This is a genomic window from Arthrobacter sp. 92 (assembly GCF_050260325.1).
Lineage (GTDB): Bacteria > Actinomycetota > Actinomycetes > Actinomycetales > Micrococcaceae > Arthrobacter.
In genome coordinates this window covers 4,020,106-4,039,704 of sequence record NZ_CP189863.1, presented here as the reverse complement: position 1 = coordinate 4,039,704, position 19,599 = coordinate 4,020,106, and the positions used below count along the sequence as shown (strand labels likewise).

Annotated in this window: 15 protein-coding genes; 10 read left to right on the top strand and 5 right to left on the bottom strand. The window is 66.3% G+C overall.

Annotation, left to right across the window (positions count from 1 at the left end):
• Nucleotides 1-113: 113 nt before the first annotated feature.
• A complete protein-coding gene (locus tag ACP4XC_RS18725) occupies nt 114-539 on the top strand; it encodes a DUF302 domain-containing protein (RefSeq protein WP_427172209.1) in 426 nt (141 codons plus the stop codon).
• Between the two features lie 19 nt (nt 540-558).
• On the opposite strand, the gene ACP4XC_RS18720 is transcribed toward ACP4XC_RS18725, so the two are convergent.
• Nucleotides 559-1,239 carry a FadR/GntR family transcriptional regulator gene (locus ACP4XC_RS18720; protein WP_427172208.1) on the bottom strand — a complete coding sequence of 227 codons (681 nt, stop codon included), beginning with the start codon at nt 1,237-1,239 and terminating at the stop codon, nt 559-561.
• Nucleotides 1,236-2,468 carry an MFS transporter gene (locus ACP4XC_RS18715; protein ID WP_427172207.1) on the bottom strand — a complete coding sequence of 411 codons (1,233 nt, stop codon included), beginning with the start codon at nt 2,466-2,468 and terminating at the stop codon, nt 1,236-1,238. The genes ACP4XC_RS18720 and ACP4XC_RS18715 overlap by 4 nt, the downstream gene beginning before the upstream one ends.
• A 267-nt stretch (nt 2,469-2,735) precedes the next feature.
• Here ACP4XC_RS18715 and ACP4XC_RS18710 point away from each other — a divergent pair, with 267 nt between their 5' ends.
• Nucleotides 2,736-4,781: a M43 family zinc metalloprotease gene (locus ACP4XC_RS18710; protein WP_427172206.1), complete on the top strand. Its 2,046-nt coding sequence runs from the start codon at nt 2,736-2,738 to the stop codon at nt 4,779-4,781.
• A 33-nt stretch (nt 4,782-4,814) separates the two neighbouring features.
• On the opposite strand, the gene ACP4XC_RS18705 is transcribed toward ACP4XC_RS18710, so the two are convergent.
• Nucleotides 4,815-6,257 (bottom strand): PucR family transcriptional regulator, encoded by a 1,443-nt coding sequence (locus ACP4XC_RS18705; RefSeq protein ID WP_427172205.1) that lies wholly within the window; start codon nt 6,255-6,257, stop codon nt 4,815-4,817.
• Between the two features lie 143 nt (nt 6,258-6,400).
• On the opposite strand from ACP4XC_RS18705, the gene ACP4XC_RS18700 reads away from it, so the two are divergent.
• Entirely contained in the window at nt 6,401-7,831 is a 1,431-nt protein-coding gene (locus tag ACP4XC_RS18700) for an aminobutyraldehyde dehydrogenase (RefSeq protein ID WP_427172204.1), read from the top strand.
• A gap of 129 nt (nt 7,832-7,960) precedes the next feature.
• Entirely contained in the window at nt 7,961-9,325 is a 1,365-nt protein-coding gene (gene gabT / locus ACP4XC_RS18695; RefSeq protein ID WP_427172203.1) for a 4-aminobutyrate--2-oxoglutarate transaminase, read from the top strand.
• Between the two features lie 126 nt (nt 9,326-9,451).
• On the opposite strand, the gene ACP4XC_RS18690 is transcribed toward gabT, so the two are convergent.
• On the bottom strand, nt 9,452-10,264 hold the full coding sequence (locus ACP4XC_RS18690) for an AMIN-like domain-containing (lipo)protein (RefSeq protein ID WP_427172202.1): 813 nt from the start codon (nt 10,262-10,264) through the stop codon (nt 9,452-9,454).
• 190 nt (nt 10,265-10,454) lie between these two features.
• Here ACP4XC_RS18690 and ACP4XC_RS18685 point away from each other — a divergent pair, with 190 nt between their 5' ends.
• Nucleotides 10,455-11,333, top strand: coding sequence for a universal stress protein (locus tag ACP4XC_RS18685; protein WP_427172201.1), 879 nt, complete (start codon nt 10,455-10,457; stop codon nt 11,331-11,333).
• A gap of 89 nt (nt 11,334-11,422) precedes the next feature.
• On the opposite strand, the gene rarD is transcribed toward ACP4XC_RS18685, so the two are convergent.
• Entirely contained in the window at nt 11,423-12,478 is a 1,056-nt protein-coding gene (gene rarD / locus ACP4XC_RS18680) for an EamA family transporter RarD (protein ID WP_427172200.1), read from the bottom strand.
• 126 nt (nt 12,479-12,604) lie between these two features.
• Between rarD and ACP4XC_RS18675 the strand changes: the two genes are divergently transcribed.
• From ACP4XC_RS18675 to adhP, 5 genes are all read left to right on the top strand, one after another.
• Nucleotides 12,605-13,603, top strand: coding sequence for a DNA topoisomerase IB (locus ACP4XC_RS18675; protein WP_427172199.1), 999 nt, complete (start codon nt 12,605-12,607; stop codon nt 13,601-13,603).
• 113 nt (nt 13,604-13,716) lie between these two features.
• Nucleotides 13,717-15,171 carry an FAD-dependent oxidoreductase gene (locus ACP4XC_RS18670; protein WP_427172198.1) on the top strand — a complete coding sequence of 485 codons (1,455 nt, stop codon included), beginning with the start codon at nt 13,717-13,719 and terminating at the stop codon, nt 15,169-15,171.
• Between the two features lie 130 nt (nt 15,172-15,301).
• A complete protein-coding gene (locus ACP4XC_RS18665; protein WP_427172197.1) occupies nt 15,302-16,684 on the top strand; it encodes a GAF domain-containing protein in 1,383 nt (460 codons plus the stop codon).
• A gap of 214 nt (nt 16,685-16,898) precedes the next feature.
• A complete protein-coding gene (exaC, locus tag ACP4XC_RS18660) occupies nt 16,899-18,422 on the top strand; it encodes an acetaldehyde dehydrogenase ExaC (RefSeq protein WP_427172196.1) in 1,524 nt (507 codons plus the stop codon).
• Nucleotides 18,423-18,574: 152 nt separating this feature from the next.
• A complete protein-coding gene (gene adhP / locus ACP4XC_RS18655; RefSeq protein WP_427172195.1) occupies nt 18,575-19,597 on the top strand; it encodes an alcohol dehydrogenase AdhP in 1,023 nt (340 codons plus the stop codon).
• The last annotated feature ends 2 nt before the right edge of the window (nt 19,598-19,599 follow it).

Genomic DNA, 19,599 nt, shown 5'->3' with positions numbered 1-19,599 from the left:
GTATTGCAGATACCCCTGGGGGTAGTCAAAATACCCATGGGGGTATAGCGTGGAAGCCGGAGCAAACGTCCACCGGCGCCCTATACTTAGCCAAACTGATCCGAAGGAGTCTCATGAGCTACACGCACACGGTCACCGTCCCGCTGGACTGGGAGGAAGCGGTGCAGCGCACCCGGGAAGCCCTTGCCGCACAGGGGTTCGGCATCCTCTCCGAAATCGATGTGCGAGCCACCTTCGAGGCCAAGCTGGGTGCCGATGCCGCCGAGGCAGTGGGAGACTACGTCATCCTGGGCGCGTGCAACCCGAACCTTGCGAGCCGGGCACTGGCCGCTGAGCCCGACATGGGGGCCCTGCTGCCGTGCAACGTTGTGGTGCGACGCGGAAAGGACGCGGACCAGACCACCATCCAGGCCATCGACCCGCAGACGATGGTCCAGCTCAGCGGCAGCGCCGCCGTCCGCGAGGTTGCCGACGACGCCGACGCCAGGCTGCGAGCGGCGCTCGCCGCCCTTGGGGGCGCCCCGGAACAGGCCGGATAAACGCCGGGCTACTGCCCGCCTACTGCGCGATCCACTGGGCGCAGGAACTGAGGTTTCGCTGGACGCTGTCCACGGCGGCCGCTTCGTCGCGTGCCGCGATGGCATCCACGAGCTCGCCGTGACCTTCGTCCGGCAGTCCGTCGAAGCCGCCGCGGCGCTGCTGCCGCAGAAGGTCCGCATGGAAGACGCTGCCGAAGCTTACATAGAGCTCGTGCAGCAGTGGATTCCCCGAGGCCTGCGCCACGAGGACGTGGAAGTCCCAGTCCGCCCGCGCCCATGCCGGATAGTCCTCGGCAGCCCACGCCTTACGGCGCGCCTCCAGCAGGGACCGCATCGCCGTAATGTGTGCCGGCGTCGCGTTCCGCGCAGCCAGCCGCGCCGCCTGGGTGTCCAGGCCGATCCGGACTTCAAGGATGTGAAGCTGCGTGTGGTCCCTGTACATGCGCTGGGCCGCTCCGGAGATCTCGCTCGTTGCGCGCACGTAGGTGCCGTCCCCGCGGCGCACCTCCAGCATGCCGCCGTGTGCCAGCGCTTTCACGGCTTCGCGAAGGGTTCCGCGGGAGACGCCAAGGCTGGCCATAAGCTCGTGTTCGGGCGGGATCTTTTGCTGGAGCGGCCACTCGCCGGAATGAATCATCCCGCGCAGCTTGTCGGTGACCTCTTCGGTGAGCGCGGGGCGGTGGGACGGAGTGAGGCTCATGGCCGGCCCCTCTCCGCGGTCAGCAGGTGGCCCACCGCCACCTGGACGAGGGCCAGGCCCAGCAGTAGCGCCAGTGGCGCCGTCCAGTCTCCGGTGGCGCTGTGCAGCAGGCCCATCCCGAAGGGGCCCATTGTTGCCAGGAGGTAGCCGACTGACTGCGCCAGGGTGGACATTGCGGTGGTTTCCGCGGTGCTCCGCCCGCTGCGGCTGATCAGCACCATGACCAGCGGGAAGATGCCCAGGCCGAATCCGAGCAGGCAGGCCGGGACAGCGGCCCAGGATGCCGGCAGGAGCAGCAGCGAGGCAACGCCGGCGGCCATCGCCAGGCTGGCCAGGTAGATGGCCGGCCGCTGACGGCGGGGCCCGGAACCGATGGCGATGATCACCATGCCCGACGGGACGGAGACCAGCTGCATCAGGCCAAACATCATGCCGCTTTCACTGGCGCTGATCCCTCTGGTGGTGAGCAGGTACGGAAACCAGCTCAGCACGGAGTAGGCGAGCAGTGCCTGCAGCGTGAAGATGGCGGTGAGCAGCAGGCCCTTGCGGGTCCGCAGCAGCGGCCAGGGTGAGATGTGAAGCCCGCTCTCGCGCGGGGCATTCCTGTGGGCGTGCAATGCCAGCGGCAGGAACCCGAGGACGGCTACGAGGGCGAGGAGGCCAATGGAGCCCAGCCCGGCCGACGGCGAGCCAAGCAACTGGGCCAGCGGAACGAGCAGCACCGATGCGAGGGTGGCGCCGGTGGTCATGCTCACGGTGTACAGCCCGGTCATCAGTGAAGTGCGGTTGGCGAAGTGTTCGCGGATGAACGACGGCATGGCCACATTGCAGATGGCCAGTCCGGACATCCCGGCCACGGTCCCGGCCAGCAGCATTCCAGTGGAGGGAATCCCGCGCACCAGCAGGCCGGCGGCCAATAGGACCAGGGACAGGAGGATCGATTTCTCAACGCCCAGGTGCTTGGTCAGCCAGGAAGTGGCGGCCCCGGCCACCGAGAAGCAGAGGGTGGGGATGGAGGGAATGACGGCCGCAATGAAGGACCCGTAGCCAAGGACTTCCTGGAGGTCGTGGAGGAGGGCCGAGGCGCCGGTGATGCCGGCCCGCAGGTTCAATCCGATGAGGATCACGGCAAGGATGCCGAGGACCACGACGGCGCGCGGCCGCACGGCCTCCGCCACTGCGGTGGGTGCGGTGTCGCTGCCGGTACGTCTCGTCGTCGTGGATGCCATAGCTAAAGGTTAGACGTTTGATGTTTGAGACGGAACTTATGTGGCCGGCATCTCCACCGGCGCCGTAAATTCCCGCGGCTCCTGTGAAAAATAACAACTTGTGTGGCCAGTGTTCCCAGATGGGCAGTTGGGGCTTAGCATTCTCAGTGTCGGTGTACAGCTGGGGGTCCACGCCAATCGCTGGCCGTGGCTGGGGGAAGCCTTTCCGCAGTCCTGTTCGAAGTAGTCCTGTTCGAATGAACCGAGTGTCTCGCCGGAGAGTGGCCAATGACTTCAGTCACCGCATATTTCAAGCACGCTGTTGGGGTCGTGGCCGCCGCGGCGCTGCTGACCGTCTCCGGCATTTCCGGGGCCGCCGCCGCGCCGCTGCAGGTGCCCTCCGCCCCGCCCGCCCGGACAGCGCCCACGCTTGGAACCCCGCGTACTGCTCCGGAGCTCGCAGCCCCTCCCTTGGCGGCCCTCGCCGGCCGCACAGGAATCGCTCCCCAGGCCGCCGGGGTTGGCGCCACCGCGGCCACCATCAAGGTCACCCTTGTCACGGCCAAGACCTCTGACAAGACGGACGCGGATGTTGCGGCCATCGACGTCACCAAGGCGAAGGCGGCCGTCACCTCTGCCGGGGACTACTGGCGAACCATCAGCGACGGCAAACTGAGCATCGTCCTTGGCGACGTCAAACTCGGATTCGTCACCGCGGCCAGCTCCGGCGACAACTTCGATGTCATCCTGGACACCATCACCAAGGAGCTGGGCTGGAAGGCGGATCCGGGGCAGGCGCTGGTGGTGTTCATCCCGCGGTCCGACGTCGTGGTGTATTCGGTGGGCGGCAACCTGGGCGCCGGCTGGTCCTCCGGGCCCACCACAGGACGGATCGTGATGCCGCTGACAAGCAGCTTCACCTCCCCGGTGCTGGCCCACGAGTTCGGCCACGTCTTTGGCCTTGAGCATGCTAATTCGCTGGACTGCTCCAACGGCCGGGCGGACACCGCCGTCAGCGCCTGGAGCATCGGCAACACCGAATGCTACGCACGGGAGTACGGTGACGGAACCGACCTCATGGGTGTCTCGCAGTACTCTCAGCCGTACATCAACTCCGTGCTCTACGACTACGGCTCATTTGGCAGCGGGGACGAGATCCGAAACCTCGGCACCCTCCAGGGCAGCCAGACCGTCACCCTGCTGCCCTGGGCCAGCAACTCGCCGGCGCGCGCCGTGAAGTTCACCGATCCGGGCAGCGGCGAGGTCTACTACGTTCAGCTCCGGCTTCCCGTGGGTTACGACACCGCCACCGCCGTCAACGGCAACAAGGGCGTGCAGATCCTCAAGGGCGGGCCCCAGCCGGGATCCTCACTGATCCTGCCACCCAGCACGCTCACCTTCAGCGGCTGGTACGCCCCCAACCTTTCCTGGCAGGTGGGTGGCGTGTTCACCACGTACGCCGGGGCGCAGATCCGCGTCAACTCGATCACCAGCACCACGGCCTCCATAACGGTCGACGCCGTGTCCCCGGCCATCGTCAACGAACTTGACGCCGCGGCGGCGCGGAACGTCCTGGGCAGTCCGCTTCGCCCCGCAGCCCTGGGCCTGGCCAACTATGGCGCCTACCGCGACTACGAGCGCGGAACCGCCGTCTGGTCCTCCGCCAGCGGAGCGCACGAATCAACAGGGGCCATCCGCAACACCTGGCTGTGGTCCGGAATGGAGCGCGGACCGCTGGGCTACCCCACCACGGATGAGGTGGGCGGCCTGATTTCCGGAGGCGCTTACCAGCTGTACCAGGGCGGGGCCATCATCTGGTCCCCGGCCACGGGCGCCCACACCTCGCGGGGAGCCATCCGGGCTGCCTGGGGCTACACCGGCTACGAATCAGGGTCGCTGGGCTATCCGGTGGCCAGCGAGGTGGACGGCCTGCGGAACGGGGGCGCGAGCCAGGACTTCCAGCGCGGATCGATCGTCTGGTCCGGCGCCACAGGGGCGAAACTGTCCACAGGTGCGATCCGCGGCGCATGGATCTGGAGCGGACTCCAGAACGGCGCCATGGGCTACCCGGTCACCAATGAGATCGGCGGGCTGCGCGACGGCGGCGTCTACCAGATGTATGAAGGCGGCGGCATTGTCTGGTCCCCGACCACCGGCGCACACCTTTCCAAGGGGGCCATCCGGACGGCGTGGGCAGGCACCGGCTTCGAGAACGGCCCGCTGGGATACCCCACCAGCAGCGAGTACGCCGGCTCCAACGGAACCGTGGTGCAGAACTTCCAGGGCGGGCGCATCACGTGGAGCCCCACCTCGGGGATCCAGATCATCCGCTGACTAGTGCGGCTGCCTTTGGCCTGAGCAGTACACCTAGCGCGGCTGCCTGGACGTCAGCCGTTGCACCGCCAGGGCAAGCCAGAGTTGCACGCGGTCCTGCGTCTGCGAGGGGTCGTAGCCGGTGAGCTCGGTGATTTGAGCCAGCCGGTACCGGACGGTGTTGCGGTGCAGGGTCAGCGCTTCGGCGACGGCGGCCACCGAACCGTTGTTGTTCAGGTAGCTCTCCAGCGTGGTCATCAGCTCCGCGCCATGCAGGGCATCGAAGTTCCGCAGCGGATTCAGCGACTCGTTGGCCATATCCGCCAGCGGAACGTCCTCGCTGGCCAGCAGCAGGGACGTGAGGCTGAGCCGCTCGGGCTCGTTCACGGGCAGGCCGTGGCCGGCGGCGTCCCGGGCCTCGAAGTAGCTCCACCGCAGCCCGTTCGGTTTGGTGTAGGCGCCGCCGATGCCGACTGTCGCGTGGATGCCGGCCTCGGCGAGGTGATCGCTGAGGCTCTTGGCGAGCGCGCTGGCTCCGCCGCCGTCGTCCTGCACCACCACCACCAGGTCCTTGCCCACGACCGCGCTCACCCCATGCTCCAACGGCCGCGGAATGGAGGAGCTCACCAGCTGCTTCGGATGCGCCGCCGATTCCGCCAGCAGGACAACATTCTTCCGCGTGCTGTTGATGCCGATTCCTGCAAGGCGGCGGGATGCCTCGCTCATATCGAGGGTCCCGTGGATCACGTCCTCCAGGACCTGCCCGGACAACGCGCGCTGGGCCTGGCGCTGCTTGACCATGTTGTTCAATTCCACGCTGATCAGGTTCTGGGCATAGCCCACTATCCCCGAGTCCTCGAAGGGCTGGCGCACCCACAGCGTGCACGCGTCGCGGCGCCCGGTGGGAATGGGATAGGACGCCCAGGAGTCCGCCGTCGGGGCCGGATTGCCAGCTACGCTGTTGTAGAGCTGCGCCGTGAACTGGGTGAGCACAATGTCCGTGCGCAGCATGGAACCCAGGTGCTTGAGCAGTTCGGCGAGGCCGCCGCCGGTCAGGAGGGCGCGGGCCAGGATCTGGTGACCGGCGATGAGCCGCTCGAGTTTCGAATAGTGGTCCGCGGACTGGGCGTCCGCCACGAGCTTTCCGATCGCGATAAAGGGCGTCTCGTAGGGAACCTCCACCACCGGCAGGCCCCAACGGTTCGCCTCGGCGATCAGGGCCGGCGGCACGGCGTCGTGCGTGAGCCCCACGCCGAAGCCGATTCCCACCGCACCGGCCCGTTGGACCTGGCGGACGAAGCGGCGCTGTTCCGGCGCGGTCTTGAGCCGCATCCCGGTGGTGAGCACCAGTTCGCCGCCGTTCAGGAACAGCTGCGGGTCCTCCTGTTCAGTGACCGCTACCCAGTGGATGTCCTGGTGCCAGGTGGTTTCGGCAAGGCCGGCCTTGCTGAGCCTCAGCGACTGCACGCCCACCAGGGCGGCGAGGGAAATTGCCATGGATTCAGGATAGCCCGGCGCTGGTCAACCGCACTAAAGGAATCCGGGGATGGTGTGCAGGTGGCTATTCCTCAGATACGGCCCCTGGCATAGGCTCGTGAGCAGTCGCACCACCGTCATTCGTAGGAAAGAGGTTGTACACCGTGGTTCAAACCTTGCAGAACTTCATCAACGGCGAGTTTGTAACGCCCGCCGGCACTGGGATGCTGCCCATCGTGAACCCCACCAACGGTGAAGTGGTGGCCCAGTCGCCCATCTCGGTGCAGGCCGACGTCGACGCCGCCATGGCAGCCGCCAAGAACGCCTTCAAGACCTGGAAACACGTCACCCCCGGCCAGCGTCAGCTCATGCTGCTCAAGCTTGCCGACGCCGTCGAGGCCAACAGCGATGAGCTCGTCGAGGCCCAGCACCGCAACACCGGCCAGGTCCGAAGCCTCATCGCCTCGGAGGAAGTCGCCGCTGGCGCCGACCAGCTCCGCTTCTTCGCCGGCGCCGCCCGGATCCTTGAAGGCAAATCGGCCGGGGAATACTTCGAGGGCCACACCTCCTACGTCCGCCGCGAACCCATCGGCGTTGTGGCCCAGGTAGCGCCGTGGAACTACCCGTTCCTGATGGCCATCTGGAAGATCGGACCCGCGCTGGCGGCCGGCAACACCGTGGTGCTCAAGCCCTCCGACACCACCCCTGAATCAACCCTGGTCCTGGCGAAGCTTGCCAGGGACATCTTCCCGGCGGGCGTCCTGAACGTCATCCTCGGCACCGGCGAAACCGGCGCCATGATGGTGGAACACAAGGTCCCCGGCCTCGTCTCCATCACGGGCTCCGTCCGGGCCGGCATCGCGGTCGCCTCGGGCGCTGCCAAGGGCCTCAAGCGCGCGCACCTGGAGCTCGGCGGAAAGGCTCCCGCGGTGGTATTCGCGGATGCCGACATCAAGAAGAGCGCCGCCGCCATTGCCGAATTCGCCTTCTTCAACGCGGGCCAGGACTGCACCGCCATTGCCCGCGTCCTCGTGGAAGACTCCGCGTACGACGACTTGGTGGCCGCCCTGGTGGAACACACGAAGACCCTGCGCACCGGCTCGCAGAACGACGAAGAGAACTACTTCGGACCGCTGAACAACATCAATCACTTCAACACGGTCAAGTCCCTGGTGGAGTCCCTGCCGGAGAACTGCAAGATCGAAACCGGCGGCCACCGGGTGGGAGAGACGGGCTTCTTCTTCGAGCCCACCATCGTCACGGGCGCCAAGCAGAGCGATGACATCGTCCAGAAGGAAGCCTTCGGGCCGGTTATCACCGTGCAGCGGTTCAGCACCGAGGAAGAGGCCGTGGAGCTGGCCAATGACGTCGACTACGCCCTGGCGTCCAGCGTCTGGACCACGAACCACGGCACGGCCATGCGCCTGAGCCGCGACCTTGATTTCGGGGCCGTCTGGATCAACACCCACATCCTCCTCACCGCTGAAATGCCACACGGCGGATTCAAGCAGTCCGGTTATGGCAAGGACCTGTCCATGTACGGGGTCGAGGACTACACCCGCATCAAGCACGTGATGAGCGCCCTCGACGCCTGACCCGCACTCCTGACCCTGCTGCACAAGCCTGCCGAATAACCCCTGCACACGCCCCCACGCCCCACCTCTCCCTCCCGGTGGTCGAACTTGTCGAGACCCGGACCGGCATCCACCAGAAAGGCATTTCCCATGACTGCTACCGCCCATGAAATCACTTACCGTCTCGAGCAGAAGCGCCGCGTTCAGGCGGACTTCCCCGGCCCGAAGTCCCTGGCCCTGACCGAGCGCCGCAAGGCAGTGGTTGCCTCGGGGGTCGCGTCGAGTGTTCCTGTTTTTGTTGCCGACGCCGACGGCGGCATCATCCACGACGTGGACGGCAACTCCTTCATCGACCTTGGTTCAGGCATCGCCGTGACCAGCGTGGGCGCCTCCGACCCCGCCGTCGTCGGTGCAGTGAAGGAAGCCGTGGAGCACTTCACGCACACGTGCTTCATGGTCACCCCCTATGAGGGCTACGTCGCCGTCGCCGAGCAGCTGAACCGGCTCACCCCGGGCGACCACGAGAAGCGCACGGTGCTGTTCAACTCCGGCGCGGAGGCTGTGGAAAATGCCGTCAAGGTGGCCCGCCTCGCCACTGGACGTGACGCCGTCGTCGCCTTTGACCACGCCTACCACGGCCGCACCAACCTGACCATGGCGCTGACCGCCAAGGCCATGCCGTACAAGACCAATTTCGGCCCGTTCGCGCCCGAGGTCTACCGCATGCCCATGAGCTACCCCTTCCGCGAGGAAAACCCCTCGATCACCGGTGCCGAGGCCGCCAAGCGCGCCATCACCATGATCGAGAAGCAGATCGGCGGCGAGCAGGTCGCGGCGATCATCATCGAGCCGATCCAGGGGGAGGGCGGGTTCATCGTCCCGGCCGAAGGCTTCCTGCCGGCGCTGGCCGCGTGGGCCAAGGACAAGGGCATCGTCTTCATCGCCGACGAGGTCCAGTCCGGCTTCTGCCGCACCGGCGAATGGTTCGCCGTGAACCACGAAGGCGTCATCCCGGACATCATCACCATGGCCAAGGGAATCGCCGGCGGCATGCCGCTTTCGGCCATCACAGGCCGCGCGGACCTGCTCGACGCCGTCCACCCCGGTGGCCTGGGCGGCACCTACGGCGGTAACCCGGTTGCCTGCGCCGCCGCGCTGGCCGCCATCGGCTCCATGGAGGAGTACGACCTCATCGGCCGTGCCCGGCACATCGAGGAGATCGCCGTGGGCAAGCTGCGTGACCTGGCAACTGAGCTTGGGGACAGTTCCGTGATCGGTGACGTCCGCGGCCGCGGCGCCATGCTGGCGATCGAACTGGTCCAGGCCGGTTCCAAGGAGCCGAACCCGGAACTGACCAAGGCCGTGGCGGCCGCGTGCCTGCAGGAAGGCGTCATCATCCTTACCTGCGGCACCTACGGCAACGTCATCCGGCTGCTGCCGCCGCTGGTCATCGGCGACGAGCTGCTGCTGGACGGCCTCGAGGTCCTGGCCGCCGCCATCAAGGCGCACGCCTAGGAAGAACCACCGGGACGGGCAATCCCCGGTCCCCGTGAACAGGGAAGAGCCGCAGACCAATCCTCTGCGGCTCTTCTGGCGTTACCGGGCGTTACCGCCGTCGCGCTGTCCCTCAATGCCCGGAAGTCACTTCCACGGCGTCGCGTCGAGTTGGACGGCCACAACGAAGAGGTGCTGGCCCTGTTCGATCTTCTCCACCTCATACACCCTGGCCTTCGTCTGGGGAGCGGCGGCCGAGGGCCGTCCGACGCCTATCCCATAACTGACATAGCCTTCGAAGTCACCTGCCTGGACATAGCTGGAGATTGCCTTGTAGCCGACCGATTCAGGGGGCGCCGAGACAATGCTGGACTTACCGTCCTCTGAGTGGGCCTGAGCACTGTGGAAAACCACCCGGAGGATGCTGGCGGTGCCCGGCATGGGGATGGTCTTTCCGCTCCCGTCCTGGATCAGCTCTGGCACGTATTCGATCTCATAGTTGGGGAAGGCGCCTTTGAACCGGAAGCTCAGCTGGTCGTAGGGCGGGTTGTCGGCCGGATGTTCCCCGGCGCCGATGTTGTAAAGGTACGGCAGCGGCGGCTCTGGCGGGGGCGCAATGGGTGGTGTCAGCGGATGGGCCACCTTGAACGGACTGCCGGGCCCGGGCCATGCCCAATCCTGGCTGATCTTCGAGGAAATTACCTTGTCATCGGACTTCGGCGGAGTGGTTTCGTCCGAATCAGCCGGCGGCGTCGCCTGCTGGCTCGCCTGCTGGGAGGACGTCGGCGAACCCGTGGATGACGCCGTCGAGCTTGCCGTGGAGCTTGGTTGTCCGGTGGCAGTCGCGCCGGGTTGCGGCGCCGGGGGACTGCACGCCGCCAGGGCCGCCAGAAGGGGAATCAGCCCAAGCCTGCCGCAATGCTTCCAAAAGGCCGGTGTGCGTCCGTCTCTTTCACTCACGGTGGTCTCCCCTCGTTCCGGACAGTCTAGGGCCGTGAAACCGCGGCCTCGAAGGGCCGAAAGTCACCCCTGACCAGGGCTTTCTGGGCTAGAGTCATCACTACCACTGCAGGAGCGCAGACCGGCCGACGTCGCCCGGATCCGGGAGCTACGCTGGAATCTGTACCAGACCCACTAAGGGGTTTCACGTATGCGATACATAGTTGGCTACACACCCAATGACCGCGGCGCGGACGCGGTAGCGCTGGCCACCGCGATGGCGCGGGCACAGGATGCGCATCTGGACCTCGTTTACGTCCTGGACAAGGGCGCACCGCACCTCCCCGGCGGGCGGGCCAAAGCCGAGGAGCAGGCGGTTTTGACCACGCAGCGGGAAGGACTCAAGCTCGTTCCGGAAGAGCTCAGCGTGGAGTTCCATGTGCGCGAGGCCGATTCCTTCGCGGCGGGGCTCATCGACGCCGCCGTGGAGTACCAGGCCGGGCTCATTGTTGTGGGTGCGGCCAGCAGCGGGCTGTTCAAGCGGCACACCGTGGGCAGCGTGGCCAATGCCCTCCTGCACGCCTCCCCGGTGCCGGTGGCGCTGGCTCCGCGCGGATACCGCCGCACCGAGCCGATCACGCGGCTGACCCTGGCCGTGGGGATGCGGGCAGGCGCCGAGGCCGCAATCGATATTGCCATCGAATCCGCCATGCGCCGGAGCGTTCCGCTGCGCCTGGTCTCCCTCGTGGAACTGGATGCCGAGGGCGACAGTGGAGAAGTGGTCAACGCCGCCCATATCCATGCCAACACCGTCCTCACGGAAGCGGCCCACCGGCTTCCGGAAGGCCATAAAGTCAGCGTTGAGGTGGCCCATGGCCGCACCATCGAGGAATGCATTGACGATCTCGAATGGGACGACGGCGAGGTCATGATCGTGGGTTCCTCGCGCCTTGCCGAGAGGAACAAGCTCTTCATCGGCAGCACCGCCAACAAGGTCCTCCGCGCCCTCCCCGTGCCCATGCTGGTCATCCCGCGCGAATATCAGCGGGTGGATTCACACCCCGAACACGCTGCCCGGCACCAGGCCTGAGCGCGAACGGACACGTGAGCCCCGGGGAGTGAGCGCGAACGGACACGTGAGCCCCGGGGTGCTCAAGTGTCCGTTCGGGCTGGTGGGGCTTAAGTGCCCGTTCGCGCTTCCTTCCGGGCCAGCCTGCGGGCCACCGAGCTCCGACGGGCGACGGCGAGCATGTCAACGGTGAGCACCACCAGCGCCAGCCAGACCACGCCGAAGCCGATCCAACGGTCCGCGGTCATGGTTTCCTTGAACACGGTCAGGGCCACGATGAACTGCAGCACGGGAGCGAAATACTGCAGCAGGCCGATGGTGGTCATGGGCAGGCGGCGGGCCGAAGCGCCGAAGAAAAGGAGCGGCACTGCCGTGATGATGCCGGACGCCGCCAGGAGCCAGAAATGTCCGGCACCGTTGGCGCCCAGGGTGGCGGTACCGCTGACCGCCAGGAAAATCATGGTCGCCGCGGCCAGGGGGGTCAGCACCACGGTCTCCATGGTGAGGCTGGTGATGGCGTCCGCCCTGGGCCCGATGCGCTTCTTGACGAAACCGTACAGCCCGAAACTAAACGCCAGGGTCAGCGCGATCCATGGCAACTTGCCGTAGGAGAAGGTCAGGACCACCACGGCAATAAAACCAATTCCGACGGCGGCCCACTGCAGGGGACGCAGCTTCTCCTTGAGGACAAAGACCCCGATGAGCACCGAGACCAGGGGGTTGATGAAATATCCCAGCGAGGCTTCCACCGCCTGGCCGGTGGTCACGCCGTAGGTGTAGGTGAGCCAGTTAACTGCGATCAGTGCAGCGGCGATGGACAGAGTGAGCAGGACGGTGCGGTCGCGGAAGCCGGCTCCAAGGACCCGCCAGGAACGGGTGACCGTGATCAGCAGGGTGCAGAACAACAGTGACCACACCACCCGATTCGCCACAATCTCGATCGCCCCTGCTGGCTGCAACGCAAAGAAGTAGAGGGGCAGCAGACCCCAGAGTCCGTAGGCGCCGATGCCAAAGAGGACTCCCGCCGTCGTCTCCTTATCCACGGCCTTAAGCGGGGCCGGGGTCCGTGGCGGGTGGCCGCGGGGTCCGCCCGCGGGCGCCGGGGCAACGGAAGACTTCAGGACAGCTGAGGCGGGGGTTCCATCGGGTGTAGGCACACGATCCATAACACCACCTTGTGGGCACCTATTCCGTGATCGCAAGGGTGAGTCTGCGCGGAAACCGTGCCACCGCGGCGTGTTGGTCAGTATGCTTACCATTATGAACGCGCATCGCAAGCAGGAAATCGTTCTGTGAGGCTCCGGCACAGCAACGCCTCGGGCCGTGGCTACCGGCGCGTAGCTGCCGGCGCCGGCTTCAGTTACCGGGACCTGGACGGTTCCACGCTGCCTCCGGGCCCGTTGCGGGACCGGTTGGAAAGCATCGGAATACCGCCGGCCTGGACGGACGTATGGATCGCGCCCTACGAGAACGGCCACATCCAGGCCACGGGGCTCGACGCCGTTGGGCGCAGGCAGTACATCTATCACCCTGCGTGGCGTGAGAAGAAGGACCGGCTGAAGTTCGACCGCGCCCTCCAACTTGCCGAATCGTTGCCCGCGGCCCGACGGCGGGTCACCCTGGACCTGCGCGGCGACGGATTCTCACGGGAACGCGTCCTCGCGGCGGCCTTCAGGATGCTCGATACCGGATCGCTGCGGGTGGGCTCCGAGCGGTACACGAACGAGAACGGCAGCCACGGCCTTGCAACGCTCCTCTGCGCCCACGTTAAGGTCCGGCGGGACAGCCTCCTGCTCAGCTTTCCCGCCAAGAGCGGCAAGAACTGGGACTCGGAGATGACCGACGCCGATCTCGCGGCCCTGGTCCGGAGGCTGAAGCGACGCGGCGGAAACGCCCGCCTGCTCGCCTACAAGAACGGCCGCAGCTGGCACCCGGTCAGCAGTGCGGAGATCAACGGGTACGTGAAGGAGCGCACCGGTGACGACTTCACGGCCAAGGACTTCCGCACGCTGCGGGGTACCGTGGCCGCCGCCGTGAGCCTGGCGAGGACCGGCCCGCAGAAGACAGCGGCTGCGAGGAAGAAGGCCATCGGCGCTGCCATGCAGGACGCCGCCGCGGTGCTCGGGAACACGCCGTCGATCGCGCGGAAGAGCTATGTGGACCCCCGGCTGCTGGACCATTACGCGGCCGGGGAAACCATTGACCCCAAACGGGCGGACTCGGCCGAATCCGAGCTCCGGGCCCTGCTCTACCGCGAGGGTGAGGTGGTGGCGATGGGAAAGGCCGGTTGAGGTCGAAGGCGATTTGAGTCACGTCTTTCCGCTCCGGACGGCGCGGACATTTAGAATAAGGGACGGTGCGCTAAGTGACCAGGCGCAGTCTCTCAGTTTCAGAAGGGCTCCCCGTGTCCAACTCGGCCGAAACCACCTCCAAACGTCCGCTCCGCGTGGCGATCGTCGGCGCCGGGCCGGCCGGCGTCTACGCAGCGGACATCCTGACCAAGTCCAATGAGGTCAAAGACGGTGATTTCGAGGTCAGCATTGACCTCTTCGAGGCCTACCCCGCGCCGTACGGCCTCATCCGCTACGGCGTCGCCCCCGACCATCCCCGCATCAAGGGCATCGTCAACGCCCTGCACAAGGTGCTGGACCGCGGCGACATCCGCTTCCTGGGCAACGTCACCTACGGGCGCGACCTTCAGCTCCATGACATCCGCGCCCTCTACGACGCAGTGATCTTTTCCACCGGGGCCGTCAAAGACGCCGACCTCAACGTGCCCGGCGTCGAGCTTGCGGGGTCCTTCGGCGGAGCGGATTTTGTCTCCTGGTATGACGGCCACCCGGACGTGCCGCGGGAGTGGCCCCTGGAGGCCAAGGAGATCGCCGTGATCGGCAACGGCAACGTGGCCCTGGACGTGGCGCGGATGCTGGTCAAGCACGCCGACGAGCTGTTGACCACCGAAATTCCGGACAACGTCTACCAGACCTTGAAAGGTTCACCGGTCACCGACGTGCACGTGTTCGGCCGGCGCGGCCCGGCCCAGGTCAAGTTCACCCCGCTGGAACTGCGCGAGCTGAGCCATGCCAAGGACGTCGACATTGTGCTGTACCCGGAGGACTTCGAATTCGATGAAGCGTCCGAGGAAGCCATTCGCAGCAACAACCAGATCAAGACGATGGTCAACACCATGACCAACTGGCTGGTGGAGGAACACGCCGAGTCCGAGGCCCCGTCCTCCCGCCGCCTGCACCTGCACTTCCTGCACAGCCCGGTGGAAATCCACGACGCCGACGGCAACACCAGCGGCTCCGGCCACGTGGCGGGGATCAAGTTTGAGCGAATGCAACTGGACGGAACCGGCCACGTCAAGGGCACGGGGGATTTCATCGACTACCCGGTGCAGGCTGTATACCGGGCCATCGGCTACCACGGTTCCCCGCTGGACGAGCTCGAATACGATGAAGAGAACGGCGTGATCCCCAACGAGGGCGGCCGGGTCTTGGATGCCGCAGGCAAGCCCGTGCCAGGTGTCTACGCCACCGGGTGGATCAAGCGCGGACCCGTTGGCCTGATCGGGCACACCAAGGGCGATGCCCTGGAGACCATCGGCTGCCTCCTCGAGGACAGGCTCACTCTTCCGCGGGCGCCGAACCCGGATCCACAGGCCATCATCGACCTGCTCGAAGAACGCGGCGTCGAATACACCACGTGGGAGGGCTGGAACCGGCTGGATGCCCACGAGGAGGCCTTGGGTGCGGCCTGGACTGAGGAGAAGTCGGATACCGGCGTGGTGCGGCAGCGGGTCAAGGTGGTGCCCCGCGAGGACATGATCCGGATCTCCCGCGATTCGACCGGCTGAGGACGATCTCAGGCCCTTCGGACTCTGGCCCGGCTGAGGCAGCGCCGCTAGACTTGCCGGACGGAGCGCAGCCGCAGATGAGCCGCGCCCGGTAATCGGGCATGCAACAGAGCACGTACGTGGGAGTTCGATGAGGAACCTAATCCACCCAACAGCACCCGGCGGAGACGCGGCGGCGCTGGTCCAGCGGTATGCGCTCGCAGGGCACGAGTACCTCGACATACACGGGGAGGGCGACGCGCTGGCCTTGACGCCAGCCCAGGAGATCCCGGGCCTGCGCAGCCTCATCCGGGAATCGTGGCAGCGGTCCGCGCAACTGCACGCGAACCCGGATCTGCCCGAGGCGCCGCTCGCCATGGACAGCGTAGAGCTTGAGGAGTACCGGCGTCAGCATCCGCTGGCGGCCGTTATGCCCGTCATCCATAAGCTGCTGGTCCTGCCCAGCCACGAGAGCGGGCTGCTGGTGGCCGTCGGGGACGCCGTGGGCCGGCTGTTGTGGGTGGAAGGCGATCCCGTTATGCAGCGGCGGGCCGAGGGCATGATGTTCGTTCCGGGCGCCGACTGGTCCGAGGCAACCGTGGGCACCAGCGCTCCGGGCACCGCCCTGGCGCTGGGCCGCAGCATCCAGATCTCCGGTGCCGAGCACTACAAACGCTCCGTCCACCCATGGAGCTGCACCGCGGTGCCCTTCCACGATCCTGATTCAGGGGCCCTGCTGGGGGTGGTGGACATTACCGGCACGGAATCCGCGGTTGCCCCGCACACGCTGTCCCTCGTCGAGGCCACTGTTGCGGCCGCCCAGGCGCAACTCAGGGTGGAACGGCTCCAGCTGGCGGCATCCCGCTCGCAAGCGCCCGCACGACGGCGGGCCTCCGGTTCCGCAGCCTCCTCCGGCGCAGTCAGGGAAGGCAGCCTGTACCGGAACAGCCTGCAGCTCCTGGGCAGGGACCAGGCATTGCTGAGCATTGAGGGCCGGACCGTTCCGTTGTCCGCCCGGCACAGCGAGATCCTCGCCCTGCTCAGCACCCACCCTGATGGACTCAGCGCGGATGAATTGAGCATGCTCCTGTATTCGGGGGAGAGCTCCACCATGACGCTGCGGGCGGAAATGGTGCGCCTGCGCAAGATCCTACTGAACCTCAATCCGGCTGCGGTGCCGCAATCGCGGCCCTACAAACTGGGCATGGACCTGGCGCCTGACTGCGGCCAGGTGTTGAACTGCCTCAGCCGCGGCGCGCACCGCATCGCCCTGGAAATCTACCGCGGAGCGGTGCTGCCGCGTTCGGAGGCGCCGGGGATCGTTGAACTCCGGAACCGGGTCTCCTCGCTGCTCCGCGAAGCCGTGCTGACCGATGGCAGCGCCGAATCGCTGCTGAAATACGCCGAACTGCCGGAGGCGAGGGACGACGTGGACGTCCGTATCGCCGCGCTGAAGCTGCTGCCGGCGCGCTCGCCGAAGCGGGCCGCCGTCGTCGCCGACCTTGAACGGCTGGAATCCGAACTGAGCGCCTGAACCCGCCGGCCGACCGGCGCAAGTCAGGCACCGCAGGCCGGGCGTAAGCTGATCCCTCCCCACCTGCCCCTTGGCCTCGCAAGCTCGGCCGGGGAACCCCGCATGCGTGGCCCCGGGCTGCAACCTGACTGCAACCTCCCCACTCCTACGCTGAGAGCAACGGCGACCGCCAGTATCAGGCCGCCAATACTCTTGCACAGCAAAGGAGCTAGCAATGACTGTCTACGCACAGCCCGGTACCGAGGGTTCGAAGGTCACCTTCAAGGACCGCTACGAGAACTGGATCGGCGGCGAATGGGTTGCCCCGGTCAAGGGTCAGTACTTCGAGAACATCACTCCCGTCACCGGCAAGGCGTTCTGTGAAGTGGCACGCGGCACCGCGGAGGATATTGAGTTGGCGCTGGACGCCGCCCACAAGGTCGCTCCGTCCTGGGGCAAGACCTCCGTGGCCGAGCGCGCCGCGATCCTGAACAAGATCGCCGACCGCATCGACGAGAACCTCGAGATGCTCGCCGTCGCCGAGTCCTGGGACAACGGCAAGCCGATCCGCGAAACCCTGAACGCGGACATCCCGCTCGCCGCCGACCACTTCCGCTACTTCGCCTCCGCGGTCCGCGCCCAGGAGGGCCGGCTGTCCCAGCTCGACGAGGACACCACCGCGTACCACTTCCATGAGCCGCTTGGCGTCGTGGGCCAGATCATTCCCTGGAACTTCCCGATCCTGATGGCCGTCTGGAAGCTTGCCCCGGCGCTCGCCGCCGGCAACGCCGTCGTCCTCAAGCCGGCGGAGCAGACCCCGTCCTCGATCCTGGTGCTGATGGAACTCATCGGCGACCTGCTGCCGGCCGGCGTCCTCAACGTTGTCAACGGCTTCGGCGTCGAGGCCGGCAAGCCGCTGGCGTCCAGCCCCCGGATCCGCAAGATCGCCTTTACGGGTGAAACCTCCACCGGCCGCCTGATCAGCCAGTACGCCAGCCAGAACCTCATCCCGGTCACGCTTGAACTGGGCGGCAAGAGCCCGAACATCTTCTTCAACGACGTTGCCGACACCAACGACGCGTTCTACGACAAGGCGCAGGAAGGCTTTACGCTCTTCGCCTTCAACCAGGGCGAGGTCTGCACGTGCCCGTCCCGCGCCCTGGTCCAGGAAGGCATTTACGATTCCTTCATGGCCGACGCCGTGGCCCGCGTGGAAAAGATCATCCAGGGCAACCCGCTGGACACCGAAACCCAGCTCGGCGCCCAGGCCTCCAACGACCAGCTGGAAAAGATCCTCTCCTACATCGACATCGGCAAGCAGGAGGGCGCCAAGATCCTCACCGGCGGCGCCCGCGCCCAGCTGGAAGGTGACCTGGCCGGCGGCTACTACGTCCAGCCCACCATCTTCGAGGGCCACAACAAGATGCGGATCTTCCAGGAGGAAATCTTCGGCCCCGTCGTCTCCGTGACCCGCTTCAGCGACTACAACGACGCCATGGGCATCGCCAACGACACGCTCTACGGGCTCGGCGCCGGCGTCTGGTCCCGCAACGGCAACGTCGCCTACCGGGCCGGCCGCGAGATCCAGGCCGGCCGGGTGTGGGTCAACAACTACCACGCCTACCCGGCGGGCGCCGCGTTCGGCGGGTACAAGTCCTCCGGTATCGGACGTGAGAACCACGCCATGATGCTGGACCACTACCAGCAGACCAAGAACCTCCTGGTCAGCTACAACGAGAACAAGCTCGGCTTCTTCTAAGCCGCACTAAACCCGGGTGGGGACGGATGAGTACCGATCCGTCCCCACCCGCACCACGCCTGGCCACCCCTCAGGAAGGCAGTGCCACCCGTCACCCCACGGGAGCACACCAAACCATCACTACTCCACAAAACTACGCAAGGATTTCGCCAATGACGACGACAATGCAAGCAGCAGTAGTAACTGAATTCGGCAAGGACCTCCAGATCCAGACCCTCCCCGTTCCCACCCCCGGGCGCGGCGAGGCACTGGTCAAGGTCATTACCACGGGTGTCTGTCACACCGACCTCCACGCGGCGGAGGGTGACTGGCCGGTCAAGCCGTCACCGCCCTTCATTCCAGGACACGAAGGAGTGGGCGAAGTGGTTGCCCTGGGAGAAGGCGTCACGGACCTTGCGGTCGGAGACCTCGTGGGCAACGCCTGGCTTTGGTCAGCATGCGGCGACTGCCAGTACTGCAGGACAGGTTGGGAAACGCTGTGCGAGGCGCAGAAGAACGCCGGCTACAGCGTTGACGGCTCCTTCGGCGAGTACATGCTGGTGGACGCGCGCTTCGCAGCACGCATTCCAGCCGGTTCGGACCCGGTGGAGGTGGCCCCGGTGCTTTGCGCCGGCGTCACGGTCTACAAGGGCCTGAAGATGACAGAAGCGCGGCCCGGCCAGTGGGTCACCATCTCCGGCATCGGCGGACTGGGGCATATTGCGGTCCAGTACGCGGTTGCCATGGGCCTGCGCGTGGCCGCGGTGGACATCGCCGACGACAAGCTGGCCCTGGCCAAGAAGCACGGTGCGGAGCTGACAGTCAATGCCCTGCATGAGGACCCTGCCGAAGTCATCCAGCGTGAAACGGGCGGCTGCCACGGCGTGCTGGTCACGGCCGTACACCCGTCGGCGTTCGGCCAGGCGATCGGCATGGCCCGCCGCGGCGGAACCATCGTGTTCAATGGGCTTCCGCCCGGAGACTTCCCGGCGCCGATTTTTGAGATCGTGCTCAAGGGCCTGACGGTCCGCGGTTCCATCGTGGGGACGCGACAGGACCTTGAGGAGGCCCTCGAATTCTATGCAGAGGGCAAGATCCACCCCACGGTGTCCACCAGGGAACTCTCCGAGGTCAACGCGGTTCTTGACGAGATGAAGCATGCCAAGATCGACGGCCGCGTCGTCATCAAGTACTGACG